This window comes from Bradyrhizobium quebecense, from assembly GCF_013373795.3.
Classification (GTDB): domain Bacteria; phylum Pseudomonadota; class Alphaproteobacteria; order Rhizobiales; family Xanthobacteraceae; genus Bradyrhizobium; species Bradyrhizobium quebecense.
Genome location: NZ_CP088022.1, coordinates 7,958,053 through 7,984,595, shown reverse-complemented (window position 1 = coordinate 7,984,595; position 26,543 = coordinate 7,958,053). Strand labels below are relative to the sequence as shown.

Genomic DNA, 26,543 nt, shown 5'->3' with positions numbered 1-26,543 from the left:
AGCCGACATAGCCTTGTTCGCCTCACCGTCGATGGAGCCGACCGCCACGGTAAGGGTTACCGGGCGAGTATAGTACCGATACCCAAGGAGCCCGCGCCGATCGCGACCGCTGCGACGCCAAACAGCAGAAAAAAGCGAACCCAGAGCAGCTACCTCATCGATACCATGATCCCTCCTCCTTTGGTTTGCCGATCTCTTTGGCCTACCGATCAATTCGGACGACTATGAGATGTCACAGGGCTGGCGCCGTCATCATCAGTTTGGTCGCTAAAGCAGGCAAGGCGCAAGACGGTTTCACACCGGGGACATCTCCACAGTCTAAGTCGGACGCGGCCAACCAGCGGCTCCACTCCGACCAAATATCGCTCGACCATGCATGACACGCAGCGCTCTGGGGCCACACCGAAGCTCCTGGTTCGGAAATCGTTAGTCATCGGGCTTGGCCACGGTGAGCACCTGGTCTTACCCGAACACCAATTCCTCGTGCCGTTGTGGTAAGGGAGGAATTGATCGACCTCGAATCCCGCGAGATAACGCCCAATCTACGATGATCATTGTCGCTCAGGGCTATTCTTGTCTCACGCGCAAGATCGATCAGCGAAAAACAAAATGAGCCCAACGCACCCGTGAACAATAGCCCCGCTCCTTGGGGAACCCTCAAAACTGCGCTGATGAAGGCGACGATGATGATCAGCCCCGTGAGTATTGCCGAGAGGATGGAGTAGAACAGCGATCTGTTCAAAAGGGAGGCTTGTTGCTTGAGGCGGGGTATGTCGGCCTTAAGATAAGCTCTCGAGCTATCACCATCGACAATCCCGTGCAGAACTTGCGATCGGTCGATCACTCGGTTCATTCGCGTGGTCAGCACGGAAATGAACGACGCGACGGCGCCCAGCAGGAACGCCGGCGCCGCGACATTGCCGATGATGCGGGCTAGTTGGTCGATTGACGGAGCCACGGGAAGCAGATCGTTCATCCTCGACGTCTCTTAGCTCGCGCGAGTGGACGCACGCCCTCCTCACGACGAACTGTCAGCTTGCCCATCTGAAAAAATGCGGCTTCGCACCGCAGTTCGAGTTCTATTCCTTACTTGGTCACCAGATGCCTGGTTGGTGTTACGGTGCTGTCGGGTGCTGTCGGTGAAATCGAGAACGTCAGCCAGGTATTCCATCCCGACGGCCGATTGGCCGCGTCGAATTCTCCGTAACCCTTCAGGTTGAGATATCCCTGCATATTTCCAACCGGGAAGAGATATCCGATCTGGGGACCAACGCCGAGGACCCTCGACCTGAAGCCATTCTGGATCGGGTGCGGACCAGTATCGTCCGATATCTGCTGATAGGCATATCCGACTAGACCCACGAAGAGCTGCTTCGACAGAAATTGCGATGCACCCCAATCGAAATGAAAATCGACGCCGCTTTGAACCTGGGTATCGGGATTCTTGAAGTTGTAGGTGAAGCCGGCGACGCCGGAAAACTCATGTCCAGTGGCTGGGTTAAGGTAAGTGTAGCCGCCGCCGCCATCGATGGCGCCATGACCGATGCCGATGTTGGAGAGGCGATTTGGATCGTAAGCCCCGACCGGGATATCTCCCGTCGCATACGTCATCCAATTGTGGACACCATTATTCCACTTCAGAGTCACCACGGGGTAGAGGTCGCCGACCGATGTGAGCGAGTCCGAGATACTCCCCATTCGTGTTGCCGCGAACCCGCCAACTGAGGCGGTCAATGTGCCATCAATGGTGGTGCTGGTTCGGCCGAATATTCCCGTTACGCCCATTGCCAATTGCCCACCCAGAACCGGCGTAGCGAACGTATATGTCGGAGCCAGAATAATCAGATCGGCTTGGGCATTCAGATTAGCGTTCAAGCTGACATTGACCGTCGGAGGGATTCTGCCGACCTGAATCTCTCTTGCTGCTGCGACATTACCTGAGGCGCTTACGGTCGTATGGTAGTAGACCGCGCCGAGAGCCCAGCCGGGTGCTGCCTGGGGGACCGCCGCGAGACTGCCGAACTGTCCCGGAAGCCAGAACGAGATCCCGCTCTCGTCGGCGAGCGCACTTTGCGAACACAAGACAAATGAGGCGACAATTATGCCAATGCTCGGTCGCCAAGGTGCAAAACCTATTCCTGATCGTGAAATCTCATGCCCCATCTGTTGGCCCCCTTCCGTCCGTTTTGTTTCATTTGCGCAGCGTCAACTCCACCCCGTTCCGCGCCCTCAATCTCGACCACCAAAATCTGTGAAGTTGATCGCAGACGGGTTTGGGTACTTCTTGATCGAAGCCTCGCCCGCAATCATTGCGGTATCGGAATAATTAAGCAATACGAGAAAAGCGAGCCGTACGCTCATCGTTGACCCGAACTCAGCAAGACTGCATGCGCGTCACTTGCCTGGAGCACCCAAGCACGCCTCGGCAACGCAGACTCACCTCGCAAGAAGCGGCCCCCCTGCGCCACCCGGGATCAGCAGAAGAATGGTTTTGCAGGATCAGTCGGTTATCAAGAGTGCAAATGCGGCAGTGGTGGTCACCGGACGCAACTGTATCCGATATATCGGAGGCCCTCCGAAATATCGTAGATTACCGTGCCTGCACGATGCCGAGCTGCTCCATGCCGGACTCAAGGGTCGTCGGCTTGACGCCAAGCTGTCCGGCTACGCCGTTGACGCCACGGACGCGCCAACCGCTCCGCTCCAGCGCACGAACGATATGGACCCGTTCGGCCTGGTCCAGCGTGCCGTCCATCGCCTTGCCTGCGTCCAGTTGAATTGACTTGTGGCCAAGTTTGACATGCAGCACGGGCCCGCCGTGCGAGGATCATGGCACGCTCTATGACGTTGCGAAGCTCGCGGATATTGCCAGGCCAAGAATAGCCCATAAGCGTGTTCATTGAGTACGCTAGATCTTCTGGATCTGCTTGCCCATCGAGTTGCTTCGGTTGCAGTTCGAGCGGCAACTTTCCGATCTGATCTAGTCAAGGAATATGGTCGAGCCGTCGGCGATCTCGAAGCGGCCGGCCTGCCGAGCGAGCGCGCGCCGGTCAAGGCTCTCTTCTCGCGGCCGAACAGCTCCGGTTCGATCAGCGCCGACGGAAGAGCCGCGCCGTTGACCTTGACCATGGGCCGGTCCTTCCGAGCGCTCGCATCGTGAATAGCCTGCGCCAGCACTCCCTTGCCGTTACCAGTCTCGCCGGCCAAAAACACGGTCGCCAAGCAGGATCACGTGGTCCATGATCGCCGCGATGCCGGCGATTATCATCGGGGCCGGGGCGTCGGTAGGCGAGATCATTGCGCAGGCGGTCAAGCGAAAAGCTCTCGGCCGCTTTGGCCGAGCTCAAGCGCCTTGAGGACCGTATCGAGCAAGAAAATGCCTATCTTTTCGTGCAGGAAAAGCTGCCGCATGGACCGACCAGCCACTGCATATTCGCTCGTGCAACCTGTCCCACTTCCTCGATGACTGCCCGAAGATGCAACCCGGTTGACAAGTATCGGCATTGGCCATGGTGAATCCCGCATCAAGCGTAGAATTCTCCGGCGTCGGCGGGTTTCACTTACAATTTCAAGAACACGACGACCCAGTACCAAAGCTTGCCATTCCTTGATCTCCCGACGGGCCTCAAGTTCTTAAATCGAACTCCTTGAGCTTCTTCGCTGCGGTGCCGAACTGGCCTAGCTGGAAAACGGCTGCGCCCACAGGAGAGAAAGTGAACGGCTCAAACGGTTCGGCAAGCAGCTTGTCGAGGTAGCTTCGCGGTCCGACACCAATGCTGACATGCGGACTGAAGCGATCGCCTGAATTATCTGGAACAAACCTCGACACATATTCCATCAGGGCCGGGTCAATGACCCGATCATCGGGCGTGGTGACGAATGCGGCTGATGCTCCCGTCTGGACCGTGAACGGGGCCACAGCGGCGATCAGGTCCTCCTGCAGTTTGAGAAGGTCAGGTGTCGGCCTTGCAACGATGCCTGGAACACCCAAGTCGTTGCTTGGCGCATAGTAGTATTTGAAGGCGTCGAGCTTCATTTTCGTGACGTTGGCGTCGGCCAACACTTTTCCGGCCGCAACATAGACCTTGTCGAGGTCTGCCGTACGGACGAAACGCTGGATCATCGTCACGTGAGGTCGGTGCGCCGCATCCAGGGCAAAGCCTTTCGGGAAGATTCTCAGGAGGTTTGCGTTGGCAGCTTCGACATGCCGGAGCATGGTGGCGTCCGGCTCGAGCAGGATATCGATGGCGGTAACGGGCGACGGCTCGAATGGAAAGACCTGGCTCCAATCGTTCTTCATACTCACGATGGTCCAGCCGTCCTTTTTCGCCTGGTCGTAAAGAGCCTGCGGAAAGGCCCCGAGTTTGGGCTCCGGTAAGCCCAGCGCCGGACCGTAGGCATATTCACGCGCCGTATCATCGTGAAGCACCAAGAGCTCGAACCGTGCGCCGCTGCCGCCCTGGGTGTACTCCAGCATCTCCTGGTCCCCGCGTGAATTGCCGAACGCAGCGATCGGCCGGCGGCCGATGTGTTGGTTGATTCCAACGGGCTTGTCGCTCTTGTCATCGTTGAAATTCACCTCGGGCAGGCGCACGAGAACGGGCTTGCCATCCCGCATTTCAAACCTTGTCTTGATGCTGCTGCCGACAATTTGTTCGGGCGGTATGCCGTAAACCCACATCGCCCATGGACGCATGAACTCGATGCCGCCGCCAGAGACGATGAAAGTCTTGAAGCCGTTTGAGCGCAAGTAAGAGAGTACTTCGAGCATCGGCTGATAGACCATATCGGTAAAGAGCTGACCGGTCTTCGGATGCTTCGCCGTGGCGATCCAGTCTTTCACGATCTGCTCAAATTCCGCGACGGTGTTGCCAGCGTGGGTGGCCATCATGACTTCGACGAGGGCACGGTCGCCGCCAGCCATCGCAGTCCGCATATCGCCTTTGAGTAGTGATGCGAACGGCTCCATGGTGTTCCACTCTGGGTGCTGCGGCGCGAGCGACTTCACCCGATCAAGCGCGAAGTACAATTGGACGGGCACCGGCTGCTCGCACCAAAGGGTACCATCGTTGTCGAAGGTCGCGATGCGTTCGGGGATGGGCACGTAGTCCGGCGAGCCCGGCTCTGTGACCTTCTCAACGAAGGCGATGATGGATCGCTTTGCCGGCCCGTCATTCCACGATGGCAAGGGGTCGGCTGCCTGAGAAGCGCCTGCGCATAGTACCAGCGCGCCCATGAGGGCGATGGCCACCAGAATTGGCCTCGAGGTGGCTCTCCGCAGATGGGACATGTGATCAACCTCTCTTCTTCACCAAGCGGCCTTCGCCCAATCGTCCCGGTTGCTCGCTCTGGAAGCCGACAAAGCGGGGGCCGGCCGCTCGATACGCTCGGCCCCCCAGTATTGTGATGTCGACGACTGCTTAGTCCTTCGATCCCGATTCTTTCAGCTTTTGCATGACCTCGTCCATGTTGAAGCTGGCTGCCTTCTGCCGCTGCGGATAGTCCTTGAACGAGGTCAGGAACTCGCCGACATAGGCCTGCGCCGGAACCAGCGCGAAGACGTGATCGAAAATCCAGTCGTAGTAAGTATTCGAGGTGATGTCCGCGCGCTCGTACGGATCGGTCCGCAGATTGAAGATCTTTGGAACCCGTAGGTTAACGAACGGCTCCGACCAGACACGCATTGTTCCTGGCGCTCGCTGCTCCATGAACACGAACTTCCAGTTGTCGTAGCGCAGACCGGTCAGTTGCTGATCGTCATTGATGTAGAAGAAGGATTCCCGCGGGCTTTTTGGAGATTGCCCTGTCAGGTATGGCACAAGATTGTCACCGTCGAGATGAACCTTGTAGGTCATATCGCCGACCTTGTAGCCCTTGGCGAGCTTGTCCTTCACTTCCGTGTCGCCAGCGATCGCCAGCAGCGTCGGCAGCATATCGAGGTGAGCTACGATATCGTTGGACACCGTCCCCGGCTTGATCTTGCCCGGCCAGCGGAACATGGCAGGCACGCGGTAGGCGCCTTCCCAGTTCGAGTTCTTTTCATTGCGGAATGGCGTCATCGCTCCATCCGGCCACGAGTTCATGTGCGGACCGTTGTCGGTCCCGTACATGACGAATGTATTGTCCGCGATCTTGAGGTCGTCCAGCACCTTGAGCACTTCGCCGACATTCCTGTCGTGGTCGATCATGGTGTCGTGGTACGGGCTCTGCCAGCGACCAGCCTGGCCGACGCTTTCCGGCTTGGTATGGGTACGGAGATGCATATGCGTGAAATTCACCCAGACGAAGGCCGGCTTGCCCGCCGCGTTCTGCCGCTTGATGAAGTCCACGGCACGGGTTGCGGTGTCATCATCGATGGTTTCCATCCGCTTCTTGGTCAGAGGACCGGTGTCCTTGCAGACCTGTTTGCCGACCTTGCCGAAGCGCGGATCGACCGTGGGGTCATCTTTGTCGGATGCCTTGCAATCCATCACGCCGCGAGGGCCGAAATTGCTGCGGAAGTTCGGGAAGTCCTTCTCTTTCGGATAGTCGGGCAGTTCGGGCTCTTCCTCGGCGTTCAGGTGATAGAGATTGCCGTAGAACTCGTCGAAGCCATGCACGGTAGGCAAGAATTCGTTGCGGTCGCCGAGATGGTTCTTGCCGAACTGCCCGGTCGCGTAGCCGAGTGGCTTGAGCAGTTCCGCGATCGTGGGATCCTCCTTCTGCAAGCCGAGCGTCGCGCCGGGCAGACCGACCTTGGTCATGCCGGTGCGCAGGCCTGACTGGCCGGTGATGAACGAGGCCCGGCCAGCGGTGCAGCTCTGCTCCGCATAAAAATCCGTGAACATCACGCCCTCGCTGGCGATCCTGTCGATATTAGGGGTCTGATAACCCATCATCCCGCGCGAATAGGCGCTCACATTGGACTGACCAATGTCGTCACCCCAGATGATGACGATGTTGGGCTTCTTCGGCGCCTGCGCCTGAGCCGGTGCCGCTTGCAGCGAACCGGCCACAAGGCCGAGTGCCGCAAGCGATATCCATTTGAGCTTCGTCATGCTTCCTGCCTTTCGTAGGCCTGATCACCCGCGAGCGATGACACATCTAGTGTCTCGACGCTTGCCGCATCCGCCACGTCGAATTGTCTTCGACGTCAGCAACATCATCTCGCAAGAAGCGGGCCAGCAAGCGCAGCCGACATCCTCGAAAGAAAGCTATCGCGAGATCAGCGAGTTATCCGACCGACCCTGGTCTCACGGCTGTCGCCACTGTCAGAACCACGCCCGACATATCGGAGGCCCTCCGAAATATCGGAGATTACCGTGTTTGAACGATCCCAAGCTTCTTCATGCGGGACTCGAGGGTCGTCGGCTTGATGCCAAGCTGTCCGGCCGCGCCGTTGGCGCCGCGGATGCGCCAGCCGCTCCGCTCCAGCGCACGAACGATGTGGGTACGTTCGGCCTGGTTGAGCGTGCCGTCCATCGGCTTGCCGGAGTCCCGTTGAATCGGCTTGTGGCCAAGCTTGACCTGAAGCACCGGGCCCCGCGCAAGAATCATCGCGCGCTCGATGACGTTCCGAAGTTCGCGGATATTGCCGGGCCAGGAATGGACCATCAACGTGCTCATCGAGTCCGCCGAGATCTTCTCGATCTGCTTGCCCATCGAGTTGCTGAATTCCTTGACGAAGATCCACGACAACAGCGGAATGTCCTCGGGGCGTTCGCGCAGCGGCGGCAGTTCGATCGGGAATACGTCGAGCCGATAAAACAGATCCTCCCGAAACCTGCCATCGCGAGTAGCCTGCGCAAGGTCCCGGTTGGTCGCGGCGATGACGCGCACATCGACCTTGATTGTCCGCGCGCTGCCCAATCGTTCGAACTCCCCCTCCTGCAGAACGCGCAGCAGCTTCGGCTGTAGTTCGAGCGGAAGCTCACCGATCTCGTCGAGGAAGATCGTCGAGCCATCCGCGATCTCGAAGCGACCGGCCTGCCGTGCGAGCGCGCCAGTAAAGGCTCCCTTCTCTCGGCCGAACAGCTCCGATTCGATCAGCGCCGACGGAAGTGCCGCGCAGTTGACCTTGACCATCGGCCGGTCCTTCCGGCCGCTTGCTTCGTGAATGGCTTGCGCCAGGACTTCCTTGCCGCTACCCGTCTCGCCGAGCAAAAGCACGGTCGTATTCGCTCGTGCAACCTGTCCCACTTCCTCGATGACTGCCTGAAAGCGCGGCGAGTGGCTGGTCAGTCCATGCGGCAGCTTTTCCTGCACGACATGCCGGAGGTAGGCATTTTCCTGCTCGAGACGGTCCTTCAGGCGCTTGACTTCGGCCCAAGCGGCCGAGAGCTTCTCGTCTGACCGCTTGCGCGCAACCGCCTGCGCGATGATCTCGCCGACAAGCTTGGTCCGAGAGATCAGATCTAGCGGCCAACGGCGGGTTTCGCGGAATGATCCAAACCCGAGAAATCCAGAGAAGTGTCGGCCAACACTAATCGGAATGTTCACGTGTGCGCGAAAACCAGTGCTTCGGCAATATTCGGCTTCGGCTGTCGCTTCGGACGGCAAATCATTCGGCAGGGATTGAAGAACGATCATCTCGCCCGCGCGTAGCTTGCGATGGTACCAAGCAAAGTCTAGCGGGAGAGTTCCGACCTGCAAGGGATCGATACCGGCGATCGCGCTTGAAGAGAGAACCTCGATCGATCCATTCTCGCGGATTTCCCCGAAGGCGCTTCGATCGAACCCCAGAAAGTCTCGAACACGAGAGAGTGCTGTCCGAGTTGCAGTCTCGAACTGGTCACCGGCCAGGTTCGCGAATTGCGAGGAAAGGTCGACAAGCAAGCGCTCGAATGCCAGGCGCTCTTCGGTCGACGCGTCTGACCCCGTCCTCGTCCTAGAGGGCCCGATAACAGGAATCGCGTCCGCGATTGGCACCCTCTACTCTCCAGATCAGGAACGAACCGAGCATCCACAAGCTGCCATTCCAGACGAGACGACGGCGCCATGAACTCCTGCCGACATCAGCTATGTACCAAGCCCAGGCTATGTACCAAGCCCAGTTGCATTCTTGGCTTCACCCGCAGGTCAAACGCCATCAGCCACAATAGCAGTTCCCGCTAGGGTCGGTTGATTCATATCAACGAACGTACCGCGCAAGTCGGCCCTCCGGCTGAAAAGTGCGGCGATGTGACAGCGGCAGATTAGGATCGAAACACTCGGCGCAATACCGTGTTTTTACGGGCTACAGCAATGCGACCGATTGCTGAGCGTCGATATAGCTGGACATGCCTTGAGGATTGCCATCGCGTCATCGCCGCTATCGGCGTGCGCGAGCGATTGCGCCATCGTTGCCAGCCCAATTGCAATGGCAACGCCTGTCAGACAGGTTTTGGATCTGCGCCGCGCTTCTAGCCCATGGCTTTGTCCTTGCTGTTCTTCAGCGCTTTGCTGCTTTCAGTTTCACGTTTCGCGCTGCCCTCGCGGCATTTTCTCTCCGACGATGGACAGGGCCAATAGATCGACACCCTCCTCCCGCTCGATGGTGTCGATGCGGACCACTGGTGGCTCTCCCGACAGTTCGATCGCTCCGACGATCGTATTGAGCTTTGTCGCATCGAGATTTCGCTCGAACTCCACGCGCGTTTTCCATTCCTCGACGAGAACGAGCGTCCGGCGTTTATCAAGATCGGTGAAGAGACGTACAGACCGACAACCTGGCGCTACCCGCGTCGGCTCGATGACCGATCCAAGCGTGCGCAGCAATGCGGTCCGCACCCGATCCGACGCCATGATCTCCAGCGAAAACACAATCAAGGGTGCTTCTTCCTGTCCCACCAGACGTTGTGCGATCGTCTGCTTGCTGTGTCGCAAGAAATGGGCCAGCGGCGAGACGGCGTCGGCGATGTCGAAAACATTCGCAAGATCAGATCAGTATCACCTTGCAGTCCTGTCGTTGGACGACCCGCATTGGCGCGCAAGCTCCGAAATATCGGAGGTCATCCGAAATGCCGTAGTTCGGCTGCCATGGTTTGAATCGGCGGATCGAAATCCGCCCGTAGAAAACCCGACTTGACGCGGATCAATTGCGCGTAGCTGATCACGGTCGATCATCCTCGCGGTAGCGCGGGGGATCTGTAATCGCCGCCGCGTCCACAGATGTCCCGGAGGCAGTGCCATTTCCAGTACACTCACACTTCAGCAAATCACGACGTTCTCCGGGTCGATGATCAAACGGTCGATCAGGCGACGCATCGTTGCCATTGCTGTCGGACTGATTGTCCTCATGGTCACGACATCGATTCTATCGATTGTAATGGTCGGGCGCGTCGGCCATTTGCTGGACGAACTGACCGACCGGTACATCCCCGCCAACACGCACCTGACGCGGATCAATATCCTGTCGCTCGAGCGGGCCCTTGCGCTGCGCCGTATGGTAATCGCGAAGATGCAGGATCCTCCCGATGAGCTCGGATACAAGACGCGAAAACAGCTGTATGAGGCGAAGGACGCGGAGGTCGATACAGAAGCTGACGCCGCACACAAGCTCATCAGCGCCGTGATCGACGACACCAGTACGCCCTCTGACAATACCGCGCTGGCGCGCATCGATAGCCGGATCGACAGCCTCGTGGGCGAATTCCGTCATCATTTGAGGCAGGAGTCGGGAGAGCTGCTCGCTGCGCTCGATGCAAGGGACTTCGCAGCAGCTCGGCGCAGCCTTGGCCGGACCGACACATTGCGCGATGAATACACCGAAAAAGTCGAGGCCATTCGCGCCGAGATGCTGAAGGTGAGCTATGGCGCCGTTGCGACAATCCGGTCGGAGCAGACTCGGGCCGTGCAGACCTCGGCGACCGTGACCGCGCTCGCCGCAATCGTCGGATTGATTTTTGCCAACCTTGTCAGTGGTGGCATCATTCGGTCCGTCAGAAAACTGCTGGACGGTACGCGGGCGGTCGAGGCAGGTCACCTCGAACAATCCATCGATGTGCGGACGACCGACGAAATCGGGCAGCTGGCGGCGGCGTTCAACCGGATGGTCGAGCAACTGCGCACCAACCAGCGTGTCAGGGAAACCTTTGGCAAATACGTTGACCCCCGCGTCGTGGAGGGGCTGATAGAGCGGCCGAACCTGACGGCGGCAGAAGGCCAGCGCAGGGTGATGACGGTCCTGTTTTGCGATCTGAGGGGCTTTACCAGCCTAGGTGAGGGCATGACCCCGCAAGGCCTGGTCAAGGTCATGAACCGTTACCTTTCGATCATGTCCGAACCGATCCGGACCAACCGTGGGATTATCGATAAATATATCGGCGATGGCATCATGGCCTACTGGGGCCCTCCCTTTGTTGATGATGCGGACCACGCGCTCTTCGCGTGTCTTGCCGCCGTTGAAATGATCGATCGCATCGCAACACTGCGTCGGGAAATTCCTGAATTGTTGGGCGTTCTCGGCACCCCAATGGAGACGTGCGATCTAAGGATCGGTATCGCGACTGGCGAAGCGCTGGTCGGCAGCATCGGGTCCGACGTCATGATGAGCTATACGGTCATGGGAGATGTCGTAAATTTCGCATCGCGGCTCGAGGGCGCGAATAAGGTGTACGGCACCCGCAATCTGGCTTCTGAGAGAACGATTGCCGCGGCGGCCGCCGCGCTTGAGGTCCGGGAGATCGATCGTGTCGTGGTTGCGGGCCACACCCGATTCGAAGTCGTTTTTGAAATCCTTGGATCGAAGGGCAAGCTCCTCCCGCAACAACTTGCGTTGCGGGACAGCTATCTTGAGGGGCTTGCGGCCTACCGCGAGCAGCGATGGGATGACGCGCTCGCAAAATTTGGTGCAGCGCTCGAGGCTATGCCGGCGACGGACCATCGATCACTATGCTCAAACGTACCAAAGACCTGAAGGCAAGCCCGCCAGCTCCCGGCTGGGATGGCTCATGGCACATTGAGAAATAGCGCGCTTTTCAACCCATTGTCGCGGTCGGCGGATATGTCTAATGCACAAGGACGATTAGATATGAGATCGATGACAAGGTCCGGATGCATTTGGGTCCTCCTGATTCTGTTCGGCTGGCTTGTCACCGCGTTTTCGGCCGTTGCACAGCCGAGCGATCCGCAGCCCAACATCATCTACATCCTGGCTGATGACCTGGGTTGGGCCGATGTCGGCTTTCACGGGTCCGACATCAAGACGCCAAATATCGACAAGCTGGCTCAGACCGGAGCGAGGCTTGAGCAATTCTACGTACAGCCAATATGTACCCCAACGCGCGCGGCGCTGATGACGGGCCGCTATCCATTGCGCTATGGGCTGCAAACCTTGGTCATCCCCGCTTCAATGTCCTACGGTTTACCGACGAACGAGTGGCTGCTCCCTCAGGCGCTCAAGGAGGCCGGCTATGCGACCGCGATCCTCGGCAAATGGCACCTCGGGCACGCGAAACGCGAGTTCTGGCCCAAACAACGCGGATTCGACTACCAATACGGCGCGCAACTCGGTGAAATTGACTATTTCACCCACTCCGTAGGTGGGAAACTGGATTGGTATCGAGACAACAAGCCTATCAATGAAAAAGGCTACGTAACGATCTTACTGGGTGACGACGCTGTTCGTTACATCAGTGCACAGAGTTCCAAAAAGCCGTTCTTCATGTATCTGGCTTTCACCGCGCCGCACACGCCGTACCAGGTACCACAGGAATACACCGACAAGTACAAGCAGATCACCGATCCGAACCGCCGCACGTATGCCGCAATGATCACGGCGATGGACGAACAGATCGGCAGAGTCGTGCAAACACTGGAGAAACGTGGGCTGCGACAGAATACGCTGATCATCTTTCACAGTGACAATGGTGGCAATCAGTCAGCCCATTTGGCCGGTGAAACCGAGGTGAAGGGACCGCTGCCGGCCAACAACGGGCCCTATCGTGGAGGCAAGGGAGACCTGTACGAGGGAGGCACCCGTGTTGCATCTCTCATGAACTGGCCAGCTCGGATCAAACCCGGGACTGTCGTAGACCAAATGATCCACGTCGTGGATTACTATCCGACGTTGGCAAAGCTGGCGGGCGCAAGCCTCAGCAAGACAAAGCCGCTTGATGGACACGACATGTGGCCGACCATCAGCGAGGGCAAAGCGTCGCCCCGAAACGAGGTCATCTACAATATCGAGATGTACCGTGGTGCAGTTCGCAAGGGAGATTGGAAGCTTGTGTGGCGAACGACATTGCCCTCCAAGATCGAGCTGTTTAATTTGGCCCAAGACCCGTATGAGAAGGTCAATCTCGCCAGCACAAATCCGGAAAGGGTTCTCGAACTCCAGAAGCGAATTGATGGCCTGGCGGGCGAAATGTCGAAATCGCTTTTGCTTAACGAGGTATTCAAAGGCGTAACCAAGGGGCTGACCGGCAAACCTCCGGTGCTGCCCGATGAAGATGCCTATTTCGAACAGGCTGATTGATCGCTGCTGCTCTTCCCAGTCGGGTGATCATCCAGGCTCGCCAACTGGCAAATCTCGGCTCGTCGGACTACCTATTCCCAGGGAGTCCGACTTGCACTTCCCAACGCATCGGCCGATGATCGATTGCCCAATCCTGATCGTGGCATCGCGATCTCAACGCTGAGGGTGTGATTGGCACGCAAGCGGCGCAAGCCCGACACCAACAAGGGATCGCGAAACGCTCCGACCGGAGGGGGATCTCGGGCCACCGCGTCGCCGGACCCTGCTGACGCACGATCGAAAGCGGCCCGTTCCTCGAAGCGCACAATCTGGATGGCGACCGCGTTCGCGGCGACGATCCTCCTCGTTTTCGGTCTCGCGCTTCATTTCCTGAATGCCGGCGGACAAGCCTCGATCGCGCAGGACTATTCCGCCGCAACCTTCGTCGGCAGCGAAACCTGCGCGGGCTGCCATCAGACCGAAGCCAAGCTCTGGAACGTCTCGCAGCACAAGATTGCGATGCAGCATGCCACCGAGAAGACTGTGCTCGGCAACTTCAACGACGCCAGCTTCGACCACTATGACGTGCACTCCCGCTTCTTCCGCAAGGACGGAAAATTCCTGGTCGAGACCGACGGACCGGACGGTCAACTCACCCTCTATGAGGTGAAATACACCTTCGGCGTCGATCCATTGCAGCAATATCTGGTGGAATTCCCCGATGGCCGCATCCAGGCGCTTTCGATCGCCTGGGACAGCCGTCCGCAAGACCGAGGCGGCCAGCGCTGGTTTCACATCTATCCCAATGAGGAAATCAAGCATGACGATGTCCTGCACTGGACCAAGCTGAACCAGAACTGGAACTTCATGTGCGCGGAGTGCCACTCCACGGGCGTGCGCAAGAATTACGACGCCAAGGCAGATCACTTCGCCACAAGCTGGGCGGAGATCAGCGTCGGCTGCGAGGCCTGCCACGGCCAGGGATCGCGTCACGCCGCCTGGGCACGTGAACAACAAAGCTGGTGGCCGTTCGGCAAGCGCGTGGATCCGGGCAAGGGGTTACTCGCACTGCTGGACGAGCGTCGCGGCGTTACCTGGCCGATCGATCCGCAAGCCGGGATCGGCAGGCGGAGCGTCGCGCCGGCCACGCTACGCAAGGAGGTCGAGACCTGCGGACTGTGTCATGCACGGCGCGCCTCCTTTCACGAGGACTGGATGCCTGGCCAGTGGCTTTCGCAGACCCATGTGGTCGAGCCACTCGCGCGCAATACTTACCATTCGGATGGCCAGATCCGCGACGTCGAAGAACCGTATAATTATACGCCGTTCAAACAGGGCAAGATGTTTGCCGCAGGCGTCACCTGCAGCGATTGCCACGAGCCGCACAGCGCAAAGCTGCGAGCCCCGGGCGAAGGCGTCTGCCTGCAATGTCACGCCCCGGACAAGTACGCCGATGTGAAGCATCGCCATCATGGCAACTCCGGGACGGAGCCGACCTGCATCTCGTGCCATATGCAGACCCGCACCTACATGGTCGTCGATCCCCGCCATGACCACACCTTCCGCGTCCCTCGCCCCGATCTTTCCCTGACGCTTGGTACGCCCAACGCATGCAATGATTGTCATCGCGACAAGCCGGCCCAGTGGGCCGCCTCGGCGGTCGAGCAGTGGTTCGGCCCCAACCGAAGAGGATATCAGACCTTTGGAGCGGCATTCCAAGCGGCACGCACCGATCAGGCCGATGCAGCAGCCCTTCTCGGCATCATTGCCGCGGACAGAAATGCACCGGTGGTCGCGCGCGCCAGCGCGCTGAGCGAACTGGGCCCATGGGTCTCGCCTGCAAATGTCAATTTCGCCCGGAGCGGGCTCTCCGATCCCGACCCCATGGTGCGGATCGGAGCCCTCGACATGCTGACAAACGTGCCAGCGCCCCAGATCTGGCCATTGGTGTCTCCCCTTCTGGCTGATCCCGTGCGCGGCGTCCGGATCAGGGCAGTCGCGCTGCTTGCCAACGTCCCTGTCGCGAGACAGCCGCAAGGCGATCGTACGCACTTCGATCAGGCGGCAGCCGACTTCGTCGCCGCGCAACTCGCCAACGCCGAGAGGCCGGAGGCGCGGACCACGCTGGCGAACTTCCTGGCGCAGCGCGGACAGTCGGCCGAGGCTGAGGCCGAATACAAGGCAGCGTTACGGCTTAGCCCGCTGTACACGACCGCCGCTATCAACCTTGTCGACCTCTATCGGCAACTTGGCAGGGACAAGGACGGTGAAGCCGTGCTGCGCTCAGCGATCGTAGTGGCTCCGCGCGACGCCGCAGTTCACTACGCGCTTGGGTTGACCCTGACACGGCTGAAGCGCACCGACGAAGCCCTCGCCGCATTTCAGATGGCTACCGAGCTGGAGCCGGCCAGCTCGCAATATGCCTATGTCCATGCCGTCGCACTCCATTCGAGCGGTCGAGCCGGAGAAGCCGTGGCAGTTCTGACCGAGGCCTTGAAAAGCCATCCCAACGATCGCAGTATCCTTTCCGCGCTCGTTGCATTCAACCGTACGGACGGCAATGCCGCAGCCGCGCTGACCTATGCGCAGCGCCTTGCCGCCATCACACCGGGCGATCCCAATTTGACAAAGCTTATTGACGAGCTTCGGGAAGCGGCCAAGCCCCCGGCCCGATGACCATCGCGGGTTGATTGCAATCCCGGATCATCATGAGGGGCTGGGCCGGGACATCGCGGCCGGGACTGGATCTAGTTGTTGCGGTTCTTGCTGGCACCTTTGAGCTTGGGCCCGGAAGAAGGGGATTTCACCCAATCTGCCATCTGCATGCAGATCAGCAAGTCGACGTAACTGTCGTTTCCGCCCGCCGTAGCCTCGCCTTCGCATCTGTTTCTCAGCTCAGTGGAATTCGCAAGCCAGACGGTGGTGAGTTGCTGCTGCGCGGCATTCTCGTCGCGCATGCAATCGTCAAAGCTCTGGGCCAAGACAAACGATTGATATGGATCAATCGCGAGCCGCCGCGACAGGTAATCATTGCAGCTTATGGCGCGGAATGAGTTAGCGCCTCGTGTTGCCCGCCATCAAGCAGCTTCAGTTTGGGACTTTGGGACCAGGGAGTGTCGCCATGAGAGCGTACTTGTCAGCTTTGGTTGTCTCAAGCGCGACCTTGCTGGCTTCGGCTTCGGCGCCGGCTCAGCAGGTCAACGGCACCCTGGGCTCGCCCGGTGCGACGACGACCATCACGGGCCAGCAGCTCCCGCCACCCGATCCGAAATTCGGAGGCGTAATCAAGGACGGCGCGCTGCAATCCAAGCCCTGGTGGCCGCCACGCGTGGCGCCACCCCGAGGCGCGCCGAACGTGTTGCTGATCATCACCGACGATGCGGGCTTTGGCGTACCGTCCACCTTTGGCGGCGTCATTCCCACGCCAACCATGGATCGCATCGCCAACAGCGGCCTGCGCTACAACCGCGTTTTCTCCACCGCGCTATGCTCGCCGACACGCGCAGCGCTGATCACCGGGCGCAACCACCATTCGGCCGGCTTTGGCGTCATCTCGGAACAGGCGACCGGCTTTCCCGGGTACAATAGCATTATAGCCAAGGACAAGGCCACGATCGGGCGTATCCTGCTCGACAATGGCTACTCGACCTCGTGGTTCGGCAAGGACCACAACACGCCGGCCTTCGCGGCCAGCCAGGTCGGACCGTTTGATCAGTGGCCGACCGGCATGGGCTTCGAATATTTCTACGGGTTCGTCGGCGGTGACGCCAATCAGTGGGAGCCGAACCTGTTCCGCAACACAACGCAGATCTACCCGTTCCTGGGCAAGGAGCCGGGGACCTGGAATCTCGTCACGGCGATGGCCGACGACGCGATTGACTGGATGACGCGGGTGCACCAGACCGACCCGAGCAAGCCAGTCCTCATCAAATACGCGCCAGGCGCCACGCATGCACCGCATCACCCTACGAAGGAGTGGGTGGACAAGATCAGCAAGCTGCACTTGTTCGACGAAGGCTGGAACAAGGTGCGCGATCGGATCTTCGAGAACCAGAAGCGGCTCGGCGTGATCCCGATGGACACCAAGCTGTCGCCCTGGCCAAAGGATATCCTGAAGGAGTGGGATCAACTGACAGCAGACGAAAAGAAGCTCTATATCCGCCAGGCCGAGGTCTTTGCCGCCTTCGCCGCCTATAGCGACCATGAGATCGGGCGCGTAATCCAGGCCTTCGAGGACTTGGGCAAGCTTGACAACACGCTGATCATCTACATCAACGGCGACAACGGCACGAGTGCCGAAGGCGGCCCGCTTGGCACGCCGAACGAGGTGGCTTTCTTCAACGGTGTGTCGGTGCCCGTCGATGTCCAATTGGCCAAGTATTACGACGTATGGGGAACCGAGCAGACCTACAATCACATGTCGGCCGGCTGGTCGTGGGCTTTCGATGCGCCGTTCTCCTGGTTCAAGCAGAATGCGTCGCAGCTTGGCGGCACCAACCAGAACATGGTCGTGTCATGGCCGGCACGCATCAAAGACAAGGGCGGCCTGCGCGAGCAGTTCATTCACGTGATCGACGTGGTGCCCACGATCCTCGAAGCCGCAGGCATCCGCGCACCGGAGATGGTGGACGGTATCAAGCAGGCACCGATCGAGGGCACAAGTTTCGCCTACACGTTCGACAAGACAAACGGCAAAGTGTCGACGCGGCACAAGACGCAATACTTCGAGATGATGGGCCAGTGGGCGTTGTATAACGAGGGCTGGTTCCTCAGCACCAAGGTCAATCGCGCGCCTTGGGAGGCTTTCGGACCGGCCAACCCCGATCCGCTGAACAACCAAGTGCTTCAGCTCTATAACCTGACCCAGGATTTTAGCCAAACCGAGGATCTTGCGGCGAAGAATCCGCAGAAGGTTAAAGAGCTGAAGGAGATGTTCGTCGCCGAGGCCAGGAAGTACCACGTCTTCCCGATGGACGCGTCGGTTGCTGCACGGGTGATCGCGCCGCGCCCGAACATCACCGCCGGCCGCTCAGAGTTCGTCTATACGCGACCAATGACCGGCCTCCCGCAGGGCGACTCTCCCCTGCTGCTGGATACCTCGTACACAATCACCGCCGACATCGAGGTACCGGTCGACGGTGCGGAGGGCATGATCCTGACGTCGGGAGGACGCTTTGCCGGCTACGGATTCTATCTGCTGAAGAACAAGCCCGTGTTCCTGTGGAACCTGCTCGACCTCCAGCGGATCAAGTGGGAAGGGACCGAAGCGCTTTCGCCTGGCCGGCATACGATCGCGTTCGACTTCAAGTACGAAGGCACCGGAGTCGGCACGCTTGCTTACAACAGCTTCAGCGGCCTTGCCCAGCCCGGCACGGGCACATTGTTGGTCGACGGCAAGCAGGTTGATACGAAGCGGATGCCGAAGACACTGCCGATGATTCTGCAGTGGGACGAGAGCTTCGACATCGGTTCGGATACGCTGACCGGCGTCAATGACTCCGACTACAAACCGCCATTCCCGCTGACCGCCAAACTTAACAAGCTGACGGTCAAAGTTGATCGTCCGCAGTTGTCGCCCGACGATATCAAGAAACTGCAAGCAGCGATGCAGGCAGCGAGCGACGGACCGGTTGGAGAGGATCTCGATTTGGTCCAAAAAATCGAGATGCGGATCGACCAGAGAGAAGGTTGCCGGAAGCAGGCAGACGCAAAGGGGCTTGGTCCCATCGAACGCATCGGATTCGTGCACAACTGTATGAAGCAATGACCATGCGGTGAGCGGAGGGGCCCCTCTCAAGGGGTCCCTGCCAAATGGCCCACGCTACATAGTTCTGCACCGGCAAGATTTCGACAATAGCGATTGAACCGCAGGACGACGCAGAGAAGGCCGTGCAAGGATGGAAGGCGGCGCTGTGTTGAAGAAGGGACCGGGACTATCGGACTGAGCAGAGCGTCCGAACGTCGGGCCCCGGACTATGGGGCGGTTTCGCCAGCGCCGCCGGCTCCCCCGCCGGCCGCTGCGTCGCCGCGATCTCCCGGCAGATGGTGAGCCGATTTCGCGATGCACACACTCTTCTATTGGACACCGACATTGACGCATGCGAACCTCCTGTCGGACTCCGGCATTTCGGAGAAGCTACGGCATTTCGTAGTCGCTTGCTGGCGCCGGCGATCCGCATCTGTACTTAACATGATGATATTGCGAACATCTTATCGATACCGCGGAGCCGCCTCAGCATTGGCCTGCTTCTTGCGAACAATACCCAACACGACGATTGGAGCGCCCTAATGCTCAACCAGGACACAGCTTCTCTCTCGCACCGCGTGGAGCGCGATCTGCGGCTCGATCTGTTCCGCGGAATTGGGCTGTGGATGATCTTCCTCGATCACATTCCGGATGACGTCGTCGCCTGGTTGACCCTGAAGAATTATGGCTTCAGCGATGCCGCCGAATTCTTCGTGTTTATTTCCGGCTATCTGGCCGGCTTCATCTACGGCCCGATCATACGCGGCGGCCAATTTATCGCCGCCACCAAGCGGCTGCTGACGCGCGTTTGGCAAATGTACGTTGCGCACATCATGCTGTTCCTGCTCTTCACGGCGCAGATTTCCCGCACGGTCCGAAAATTCGACAACCCGATGTACACGGATGAATTCAATGTTCACACTTTTCTCGAGCATCCCGACATCCTGATCGGACAGGCACTCACGCTGCGCTACAAGCCGGTCGATCTTGACGTGCTGCCGCTCTATATATCGCTGGTCGCGATTTCTCCGCTGGTCCTGTGGTGCATGGTGCGTCGCCCAAACTGGACCCTGCTTGGCTCGATCCTCGTGTACATTGGGGCGCGGGTATTCGACTGGAATCTCTCTTCCTACCCACCCGGGACACACTGGTACTTCAATCCATTCGCCTGGCAACTGATGTTCTTTTTCGCAGCATGGTGCGGCGTAGGAGGCGTCGCCAAACTGGAGGGATTGATCTACTCCCGCGCAGCGCAGGCAGTTGCGATTGCCTGGATGGCCTTTGCGCTTCTGATCGTCATGACCTGGCACAGCCCGTTCCTGGAATCGCTGATTCCCAGATGGATGATCAAGGCGATCTATCCGATCGACAAGACCGATCTCGATATGTTGCGCTTCACGCATTTTCTCGCTTTGGCCCTGTTGGTCGTCCGATATTTTCCGCGCAAATCGGAGATACTTGCCTCCAAATGGCTGCGTCCGATAATCCTGTGCGGTCAGCATTCGCTCCCGACTTTCTGCTTCGGCGTATTCCTGTCCTTTGCCGCGCATTGGATTCTGGTTCAGCACGCCCAAGGTGGCTTGCGTGCGCTGTGGATGCAACTGCTTGTCAGCGTCGGTGGCATCCTGATCATGATCGGGCTCGCATGGCTTCTGGATCGGGCGCAGAAGGTCCCCGACCTGTTCGTCGACGTCACCGAGATCGAGGAAGGCAGACCGGCGGTCGAAGCCGGGAAAGCGTGATTTCGTGCTGATATCCAGCGACTATGCCACTGTCACAAGGCGATGGACGAGATAATCGAAACGAAAGTCACCGCTGCCCCTCTTCTCGATCGCAAGGACAAGACATTGTCCTGGAAAACGGCAACGCGGTGGATCAGCCGTTCCGACATCCACGATGTCGCGACCATTGTCCTCATTGCCGGGCTCGTCGCCCTCGCGCTTGGCACCTTCCGGGATTATGCGATCTCCAACGACGAGGCCATTCAACATCACTACGGCGAATTGATCGTTGCCTATTATGCCAGCGGCTTCAAAGACCAGGGCCTCTTCAGCTTCGACAACCTGTATCTCTACGGCGGCCTTTTCGACGTCGTCGCTGTTGTCCTGAGCCACCTGGTTCCGATCGATCCCTACGATCTGCGCCATGTTCTGTGTGTGCTGATCGGCGTCGGCGGGATCGGAGCAGCTGCGGCAACGGCGCGCCTGATCGCCGGACCGCGGGCGGCCTTGATCACCGCGATCACGCTGAGCACCTGCGGTGCGTGGTACGGCCCGATGTTCAATCACACCAAGGACATTCCCTTCGCCGCCGCAATGATGGGAGCGTCATTCTTCGTGATCCGCATCGCCCGGTCACTTCCATCGCCGCGCGCCCTCGACATAGCGGCGCTGGGCCTGCTGACGGGAGCCGCGCTCGGCATACGCGTTCTCGGCCTGCTGCTGATCATCTACGCCGGCATGGCCATTATGCTTTACCTGCCCGGCGCGCAGCCCGGCCGCAGCCGGACTGGATGGAGGTTCGTCACCTGGTCATCGTTCCGATTGCTGCCGGCGCTGCTGCTTGCCTATGTCGTGATGATCCTGGCCTGGCCCTGGGCAGGGCTGGCTCCCTTCAATCCGATACGCGGCCTCGTTGAGTTCTCCGAGTTTCAGTACCCCATCCGCACCGTTCTCGCCGGCCAAGTCTATGATATGGCGAACGTGCCGCGACTTTACGTACCGATCTACATGCTGGTCCGCACGCCCCTGCTCACGCTCTTCGGCGCCGCTTTTGCGATCCTGTTCGCCATACTGCCTGTGACTGCTCCCGGCGCGAGGCGACGGCACCGCAAGGATATCGCTTTGCTATTCCTGATGGTGACCTTTCCGCTGGCGTGTCAGGCGGCCTTGCACGGGCCGGCGTTTACCGGATTGCGTCATTTCCTGTTCGTCATTCCGCCGCTGGCAATCCTTGCGGGAATCGGACTCGATTCAGCGCTGATCGCGTTGGCGAAACGGGGTCGCCTAGTTTCCAACAGCGGGTTCGCGGTCGTGAGCGCATGTCTCATCTGGAACGCCGTGACACTGGTCCGGCTACATCCGTATGAATACCTGTTCTACAATTCCATAGTCGGAGGTCTCGAGGGCGCTTCTCGGCGCTATGATCTGGACTATTGGTTTGGCAGCATGCCCGAGGCGCTCGGCCAGCTCGAAAACTTTCTCCGTGCCACACCCGAAGGTGCGAGCCGGCCATGGCGGATCTATTCAGTTGCGGTTTGCGGCGAACGTCATTCGTTCGAAAAGACCGTGACGCTTCCACAACTCCACTGGGATTTCAGGTCCACGTGGGAGCAATCGGACTTCTTCCTCGCCCCGACCCACATGAATTGCGACGCGGATCTCGACGGCAAGGTCATCGGCACCGTCGAGCGTCTTGGCGTGACCATCGCCTATATCAAGGATCGTCGGGCGCTGATCCGACCGTCCGAAACGGCTACCCGGTGAGCGCCGTGGCGTACCAGCCTCACGAGACGGCCGTCCCTAAGCCAGCCGTTTCGCTGACCTCGAGCGGCGCGCGCGAACTGCGCCTCGATCTGTTTCGCGGCTTGGCGCTCTGGCTGATCTTCATCGATCACGTATCGCCCGATCTCCTGGCTTGGTTCACGATCCGAAGTTACGGATTCAGCGATGCTGCCGAGATTTTCATTTTTATCTCCGGCTATACGGCGGCCCTGGTTCACGGCCGAGCGATGCTGGAAGCAGGGTTTGTGATTGCGACTGCGCGCATTCTGCGAAGGGTCTGGCAGATCTATGCCGCGCACGTGCTTCTGTTCGCTTTCCTGGTGGCAGAGGTCTCCTACATTGCCATCAGCCTCAATAGGCCGTTCTACGCCGAGGAAATGACGATCACGGATTTTCTGAATCAGCCCGGTATCGCCATGGTCCAGGCGCTGCTGCTGAGATACCGGCCACTGAATATGGACGTGTTGCCACTCTATATCGTGCTCATGGCCGGACTGCCGTTGGTCCTGCCAATGATAAGGTTGGCCGCCAATGTCACGTTGGCGATATCAGTCGCTCTTTACGCCGTTACTCTGCGATACGACCTGCATCTGACGACCTATCCGAATGGCTTCTGGTCGTTTAACCCCTTTGCCTGGCAATTGTTGTTCGTCCTCGGAGCTTGGTGTGCGCTGGGCGGCGCCAGACGACTGGCACGATTTCTGTCCTCGCCAATCACGCTGTCGGTTTCGTTCCTCTACCTCCTCGCGGCATTTTTTGTCACGCTGACATGGTACTTCCCCCAGCTGAAGTACCTGATTCCGCACCAACTTGAGCTGTGGATCTATCCCATCGATAAGACTGATCTGGACGTCCTCAGGCTCGGTCACTTCCTGGCCCTGGCGATCATCGCTATCCGCTTTGTCCCGGCGGGATGGCCCGGCCTGCAATCGCGTTGGCTGTGGCCGATGATTCTGTGCGGGCAGAATTCACTGGAGATTTTCTGCCTCGGCGTGGCGCTATCGTTCACCGGCTACTTCATTCTGACGGAGATTTCCGCCGGCCTCGTTCTTCACGTCCTGGCCGGCCTGTGCGGAATCTCGATAATGTCCGCCGCAGCTTGGGTGCTGTCGTGGTACAAAGTCTTCGTCGACAAGCGAAGCACGAAAGGGAGATGTACGCGACCGTAATCGAAGCCTTGCGGGACGAACGAAAGCATTGCTGGACTGGGCTTGGCCGCTATCCAGGGGAGGGCTTGTCGACAGTCTGAGGAAGTTGCGCCGGCGGCCGCGCGATCGTACCGCCGGGCGGCCAGAGCCTTGCCCTTCGGCTGCGAGGCGCCGTCCGGAAGACGACGGATTTCGCTCAGGTGCCCCTTCGCGGGTCACTCGTCCGCGCAATATCTCGCGCAATGCGGTCCTGAATTGTTGAACAAGCGGCAGGTCGCTTATGATCTCAAAGTAGCTGCAACAACGGTCCGAACCAAAAAGAACTATTTATGCCGGTATCGAGAACCAGCAGTGCGTTTTACCAATTCAAAACGGACGTGACCGGCATCTCGTCCTTACGTCGCTCGCATTTCCATAGCCATCGCGGTGCTATCCGGCATCATCACCTTCCTCAACCCCCAATAAGCGGGAAGCCGCCTACCTCGCAGCAGCCCATGCCTTCGACCACCTCAACAACGAGACCCTTGTGTTTTGGTCTGTGGATTGTTGGCTGGAGAAGTCCGAAGTCGTCCTCACCGCAAGCCTTCGTGACCTCATCGAGCGCAAAGCGGACCTCAACACCAAGAGCCCACAGATACCATCGCGGGCTCACAAGAGAGCAAAGGTTGGCATCGCCGCCTGTGAGGCAGAGTTTAAGTTCGATAAGCTCAATCAAACATCAGCGCCGCAGGCCATTCCTTCTTCGGTGCAACCAGAGCCATTGCCTGCGCCCGCACCTACCGCTTTGCCGGCCACGGATTCCGCTTTCGCCGGTAAGGCGGCAGGTTGAAGAGCATCTTTTCCTGTTTTGAAGAACGAGCACGGCCCGTGCGATCGACTGTAGCACCCTGCGATAGCGGGAACGCAGAACGAACTCCCCGCAGAGCGGTTGCAAGGTCGTGCCGCCTCCTAGGAAGTGTCCCTTTCGACTCATCCGCTTCCCCGCCTGTTTCCGCTGACGACAGATCCGACAACTTCTCCTATGGCGATGAATCCTTTACCTTGTTTGGGCGGCTTTGCTATTTCCCGCCGCCGCTGGCGCCTCGCTCCACCATTTGAAGCGCCTTTTCGATGCTCAACGATCCGCTCACCTGGCTCGGCGGATATTCTCTGAACGTCTGGAGGAATCCTCCAACCAGAGTAACGGCGGGGACCATCGTCCAGAGCTTGTCGCCCCACCAGCGGGCATACATCATCGACTGGTCTTGATAACGTTCCCACGGATCCTGCCGCAGGTTGGTTACGAGAGGAACGTTGGTCGATTCCTCCGTGCCGGTGAAAAGATTGCCCTTGATGGTCTTGAAGCTGAGCTTCCAATCGGCATACCGCAGCGCCGTGAGGTCGCCATTATCCGTGAAGTAGAAGAATTCCTTGCGCGGCCCCTCGGCGACGTCGCCTTTCAAGAACGGCAGGAAATTGTAACCGTCGAGATGGGTCTTGAAGGTCTTGTCGCCCACCTTCATGCCCGTCAAAAGCTTTTCTTTCATGTCGGGTTCACCGACCGCGGCCAGGAAGGTCGGCAGGAGGTCCTCGCCCGCAATGATGTCGTTGACGATACGACCCGCCTTGATCGTGCCGGGCCACTTTGCGAGCATTGGGACGCGAAAGCCGCCTTCAAAGGTCGTTCCCTTCTCGCCCCGGAACGGAGAGTTGCCGCCGTCCGGCCAGGAGAAGGTCTCGGCGCCATTGTCGCTGGTAAAGACGACGATGGTGTTATCCGCGATACCGAGATCGTCCAGCTTCTTGAGGATGGAACCTACTTCCGCATCCAACTCCATCATGGCGTCAGCATACATGCCGTAGCCGCTCTTGTTCTGCCATTTCGGTGCGAGATGGGTCCATACGTGGGTGCGCGTAGAGTTGTGCCAGAGGAAGAACGGTTTGTTCGCCTTCGCCGAACGGTCGATGAAATCGACCGACCGGCGAACCAGTTCGTCATCGACGTCCTCCATGTTGAACTTGGCCTTGGGGTCCATGTTCGGGTGCGGCGGAAGCGGGCCGGCGTCCACAATCACCTGCTTGCCGACTCTCCCCCAGCGTGGATCGACGGTCGGATCATCCACCGTGGTCGCCTTGGCGTCTATGATGTTGCGGGGGCCAAAACTAGCGTGGAATTTTGCAGTCTTCGGATAATCGGGGTCGTACGGTTCTTCCATCGCGTTGAGGTGGTAGAGGATGCCATAGAATTCATCGAAGCCATGGACCGTGGGCAAGTATTCGTTACGGTCACCAAGATGGTTCTTGCCGATCTGCGCCGTTGCATATCCGTACGGCTTGAGCAGCTCGGCGATTGTTGGGTCCTTGTCCTGCAGACCCTGCTTGGCAGCCGGCATCCCCACTTTCAGCAAACCGGTGCGGAACGGCGTCTGTCCGAGGATGAACGCGGCCCGTCCAGCTGTGCAGGACTGCTGAGCGTAGTAGTCGGTGAAAAGCGCGCCCTCCCTGGCGATGCGATCGATGTTGGGCGTGCTTCCGCCCATCATCCCGCGATGATAGGCGCTGACGTTCCAGATACCGACGTCGTCGCCCATGATGACGACGATGTTCGGCCGCTGTTGCGGGGGCTGTGCTTGCGCGGTTGCCGGCCCGCACAAAGCGAGCGACATCAGCGCCGTCGCCGCCATAAGCGCAGCGCGCGAACTCGCGTGCCAGCTGGCGCACGTTTGTCGCAGACCGTTTCGGTTCGTATACGG

The 26,543-nt window shown here is 59.1% G+C and carries 15 protein-coding genes and 3 pseudogenes; 7 read left to right on the top strand and 11 right to left on the bottom strand.

Features of this window, described 5'->3' with window-relative positions:
* Positions 1–430: 430 nt before the first annotated feature.
* The 9 genes and pseudogenes from HU230_RS38045 to HU230_RS38010 form a co-directional block, all read right to left on the bottom strand.
* Complete coding sequence (locus HU230_RS38045; RefSeq protein ID WP_176533815.1) at positions 431–976, bottom strand: DUF2721 domain-containing protein; 546 nt, start codon at positions 974–976, stop codon at positions 431–433.
* A gap of 110 nt (positions 977–1,086) precedes the next feature.
* Positions 1,087–2,163 (bottom strand): SphA family protein, encoded by a 1,077-nt coding sequence (locus HU230_RS38040; protein ID WP_176533816.1) that lies wholly within the window; start codon positions 2,161–2,163, stop codon positions 1,087–1,089.
* A gap of 427 nt (positions 2,164–2,590) precedes the next feature.
* Entirely contained in the window at positions 2,591–2,809 is a 219-nt protein-coding gene (locus HU230_RS38035; protein ID WP_176533817.1) for a hypothetical protein, read from the bottom strand.
* 28 nt (positions 2,810–2,837) lie between these two features.
* Positions 2,838–2,888, bottom strand: a pseudogene (locus tag HU230_RS44420) (AAA-type ATPase lid domain-containing protein); the annotation flags it as partial.
* A gap of 208 nt (positions 2,889–3,096) precedes the next feature.
* Positions 3,097–3,177 (bottom strand): annotated as a pseudogene (locus HU230_RS38030) (sigma 54-interacting transcriptional regulator); the annotation flags it as partial.
* A gap of 1,096 nt (positions 3,178–4,273) precedes the next feature.
* Positions 4,274–5,290, bottom strand: a pseudogene (locus HU230_RS38025) (HAD family hydrolase); the annotation flags it as partial.
* Between the two features lie 130 nt (positions 5,291–5,420).
* Positions 5,421–7,037: an arylsulfatase gene (locus tag HU230_RS38020; RefSeq protein WP_176533819.1), complete on the bottom strand. Its 1,617-nt coding sequence runs from the start codon at positions 7,035–7,037 to the stop codon at positions 5,421–5,423.
* A 259-nt stretch (positions 7,038–7,296) separates the two neighbouring features.
* The gene (locus tag HU230_RS38015) at positions 7,297–8,907 is read right to left on the bottom strand and encodes a sigma 54-interacting transcriptional regulator (RefSeq protein ID WP_176533820.1); all 1,611 of its coding nucleotides are present in this window, start codon (positions 8,905–8,907) and stop codon (positions 7,297–7,299) included.
* A 525-nt stretch (positions 8,908–9,432) separates the two neighbouring features.
* Entirely contained in the window at positions 9,433–9,843 is a 411-nt protein-coding gene (locus HU230_RS38010; RefSeq protein ID WP_176533821.1) for a putative quinol monooxygenase, read from the bottom strand.
* 352 nt (positions 9,844–10,195) lie between these two features.
* Here HU230_RS38010 and HU230_RS38005 point away from each other — a divergent pair, with 352 nt between their 5' ends.
* The 3 genes from HU230_RS38005 to HU230_RS37995 all read left to right on the top strand — a co-directional run bounded on the left by HU230_RS38005 (position 10,196) and on the right by HU230_RS37995 (position 16,090).
* Entirely contained in the window at positions 10,196–11,875 is a 1,680-nt protein-coding gene (locus HU230_RS38005) for an adenylate/guanylate cyclase domain-containing protein (RefSeq protein ID WP_338077330.1), read from the top strand.
* 114 nt (positions 11,876–11,989) lie between these two features.
* Positions 11,990–13,435, top strand: coding sequence for an arylsulfatase B (locus HU230_RS38000; RefSeq protein ID WP_224944010.1), 1,446 nt, complete (start codon positions 11,990–11,992; stop codon positions 13,433–13,435).
* Between the two features lie 312 nt (positions 13,436–13,747).
* Positions 13,748–16,090, top strand: coding sequence for a tetratricopeptide repeat protein (locus HU230_RS37995; RefSeq protein ID WP_176533824.1), 2,343 nt, complete (start codon positions 13,748–13,750; stop codon positions 16,088–16,090).
* Positions 16,091–16,161: 71 nt separating this feature from the next.
* Here HU230_RS37995 and HU230_RS37990 read toward each other — a convergent pair whose 3' ends face one another.
* On the bottom strand, positions 16,162–16,371 hold the full coding sequence (locus HU230_RS37990) for a hypothetical protein (RefSeq protein WP_224944008.1): 210 nt from the start codon (positions 16,369–16,371) through the stop codon (positions 16,162–16,164).
* A 164-nt stretch (positions 16,372–16,535) separates the two neighbouring features.
* Here HU230_RS37990 and HU230_RS37985 point away from each other — a divergent pair, with 164 nt between their 5' ends.
* The 4 genes from HU230_RS37985 (at position 16,536) to HU230_RS37970 (ending at position 23,832) form a co-directional block, all read left to right on the top strand.
* Positions 16,536–19,181 carry an arylsulfatase gene (locus HU230_RS37985; protein WP_176533825.1) on the top strand — a complete coding sequence of 882 codons (2,646 nt, stop codon included), beginning with the start codon at positions 16,536–16,538 and terminating at the stop codon, positions 19,179–19,181.
* 521 nt (positions 19,182–19,702) lie between these two features.
* The gene (locus HU230_RS37980; protein WP_176533826.1) at positions 19,703–20,902 is read left to right on the top strand and encodes an OpgC domain-containing protein; all 1,200 of its coding nucleotides are present in this window, start codon (positions 19,703–19,705) and stop codon (positions 20,900–20,902) included.
* A gap of 42 nt (positions 20,903–20,944) precedes the next feature.
* A complete protein-coding gene (locus HU230_RS37975) occupies positions 20,945–22,645 on the top strand; it encodes a hypothetical protein (protein WP_176533827.1) in 1,701 nt (566 codons plus the stop codon).
* On the top strand, positions 22,642–23,832 hold the full coding sequence (locus HU230_RS37970; protein WP_176533828.1) for an OpgC domain-containing protein: 1,191 nt from the start codon (positions 22,642–22,644) through the stop codon (positions 23,830–23,832). Before HU230_RS37975 ends, HU230_RS37970 begins: the two co-directional genes overlap by 4 nt.
* 1,037 nt (positions 23,833–24,869) lie before the next feature.
* Here the strand turns inward: HU230_RS37970 and HU230_RS37965 are convergent.
* On the bottom strand, positions 24,870–26,474 hold the full coding sequence (locus HU230_RS37965) for an arylsulfatase (protein ID WP_224944006.1): 1,605 nt from the start codon (positions 26,472–26,474) through the stop codon (positions 24,870–24,872).
* Positions 26,475–26,543: the final 69 nt, after the last annotated feature.

Coding starts and splice junctions, on each gene's coding strand:
- HU230_RS38045 (WP_176533815.1), bottom strand. CDS start 976: ATGAACGATCTGCTTCCCGTGGCTCCGTCAATCGACCAACTAGCCCGC.
- HU230_RS38040 (WP_176533816.1), bottom strand. CDS start 2,163: ATGGGGCATGAGATTTCACGATCAGGAATAGGTTTTGCACCTTGGCGA.
- HU230_RS38020 (WP_176533819.1), bottom strand. CDS start 7,037: ATGACGAAGCTCAAATGGATATCGCTTGCGGCACTCGGCCTTGTGGCC.
- HU230_RS38005 (WP_338077330.1), top strand. CDS start 10,196: ATGATCAAACGGTCGATCAGGCGACGCATCGTTGCCATTGCTGTCGGA.
- HU230_RS38000 (WP_224944010.1), top strand. CDS start 11,990: ATGAGATCGATGACAAGGTCCGGATGCATTTGGGTCCTCCTGATTCTG.
- HU230_RS37995 (WP_176533824.1), top strand. CDS start 13,748: ATGGCGACCGCGTTCGCGGCGACGATCCTCCTCGTTTTCGGTCTCGCG.
- HU230_RS37990 (WP_224944008.1), bottom strand. CDS start 16,371: ATGCGCGACGAGAATGCCGCGCAGCAGCAACTCACCACCGTCTGGCTT.
- HU230_RS37985 (WP_176533825.1), top strand. CDS start 16,536: ATGAGAGCGTACTTGTCAGCTTTGGTTGTCTCAAGCGCGACCTTGCTG.
- HU230_RS37980 (WP_176533826.1), top strand. CDS start 19,703: ATGCTCAACCAGGACACAGCTTCTCTCTCGCACCGCGTGGAGCGCGAT.
- HU230_RS37975 (WP_176533827.1), top strand. CDS start 20,945: ATGGACGAGATAATCGAAACGAAAGTCACCGCTGCCCCTCTTCTCGAT.
- HU230_RS37965 (WP_224944006.1), bottom strand. CDS start 26,474: ATGGCGGCGACGGCGCTGATGTCGCTCGCTTTGTGCGGGCCGGCAACC.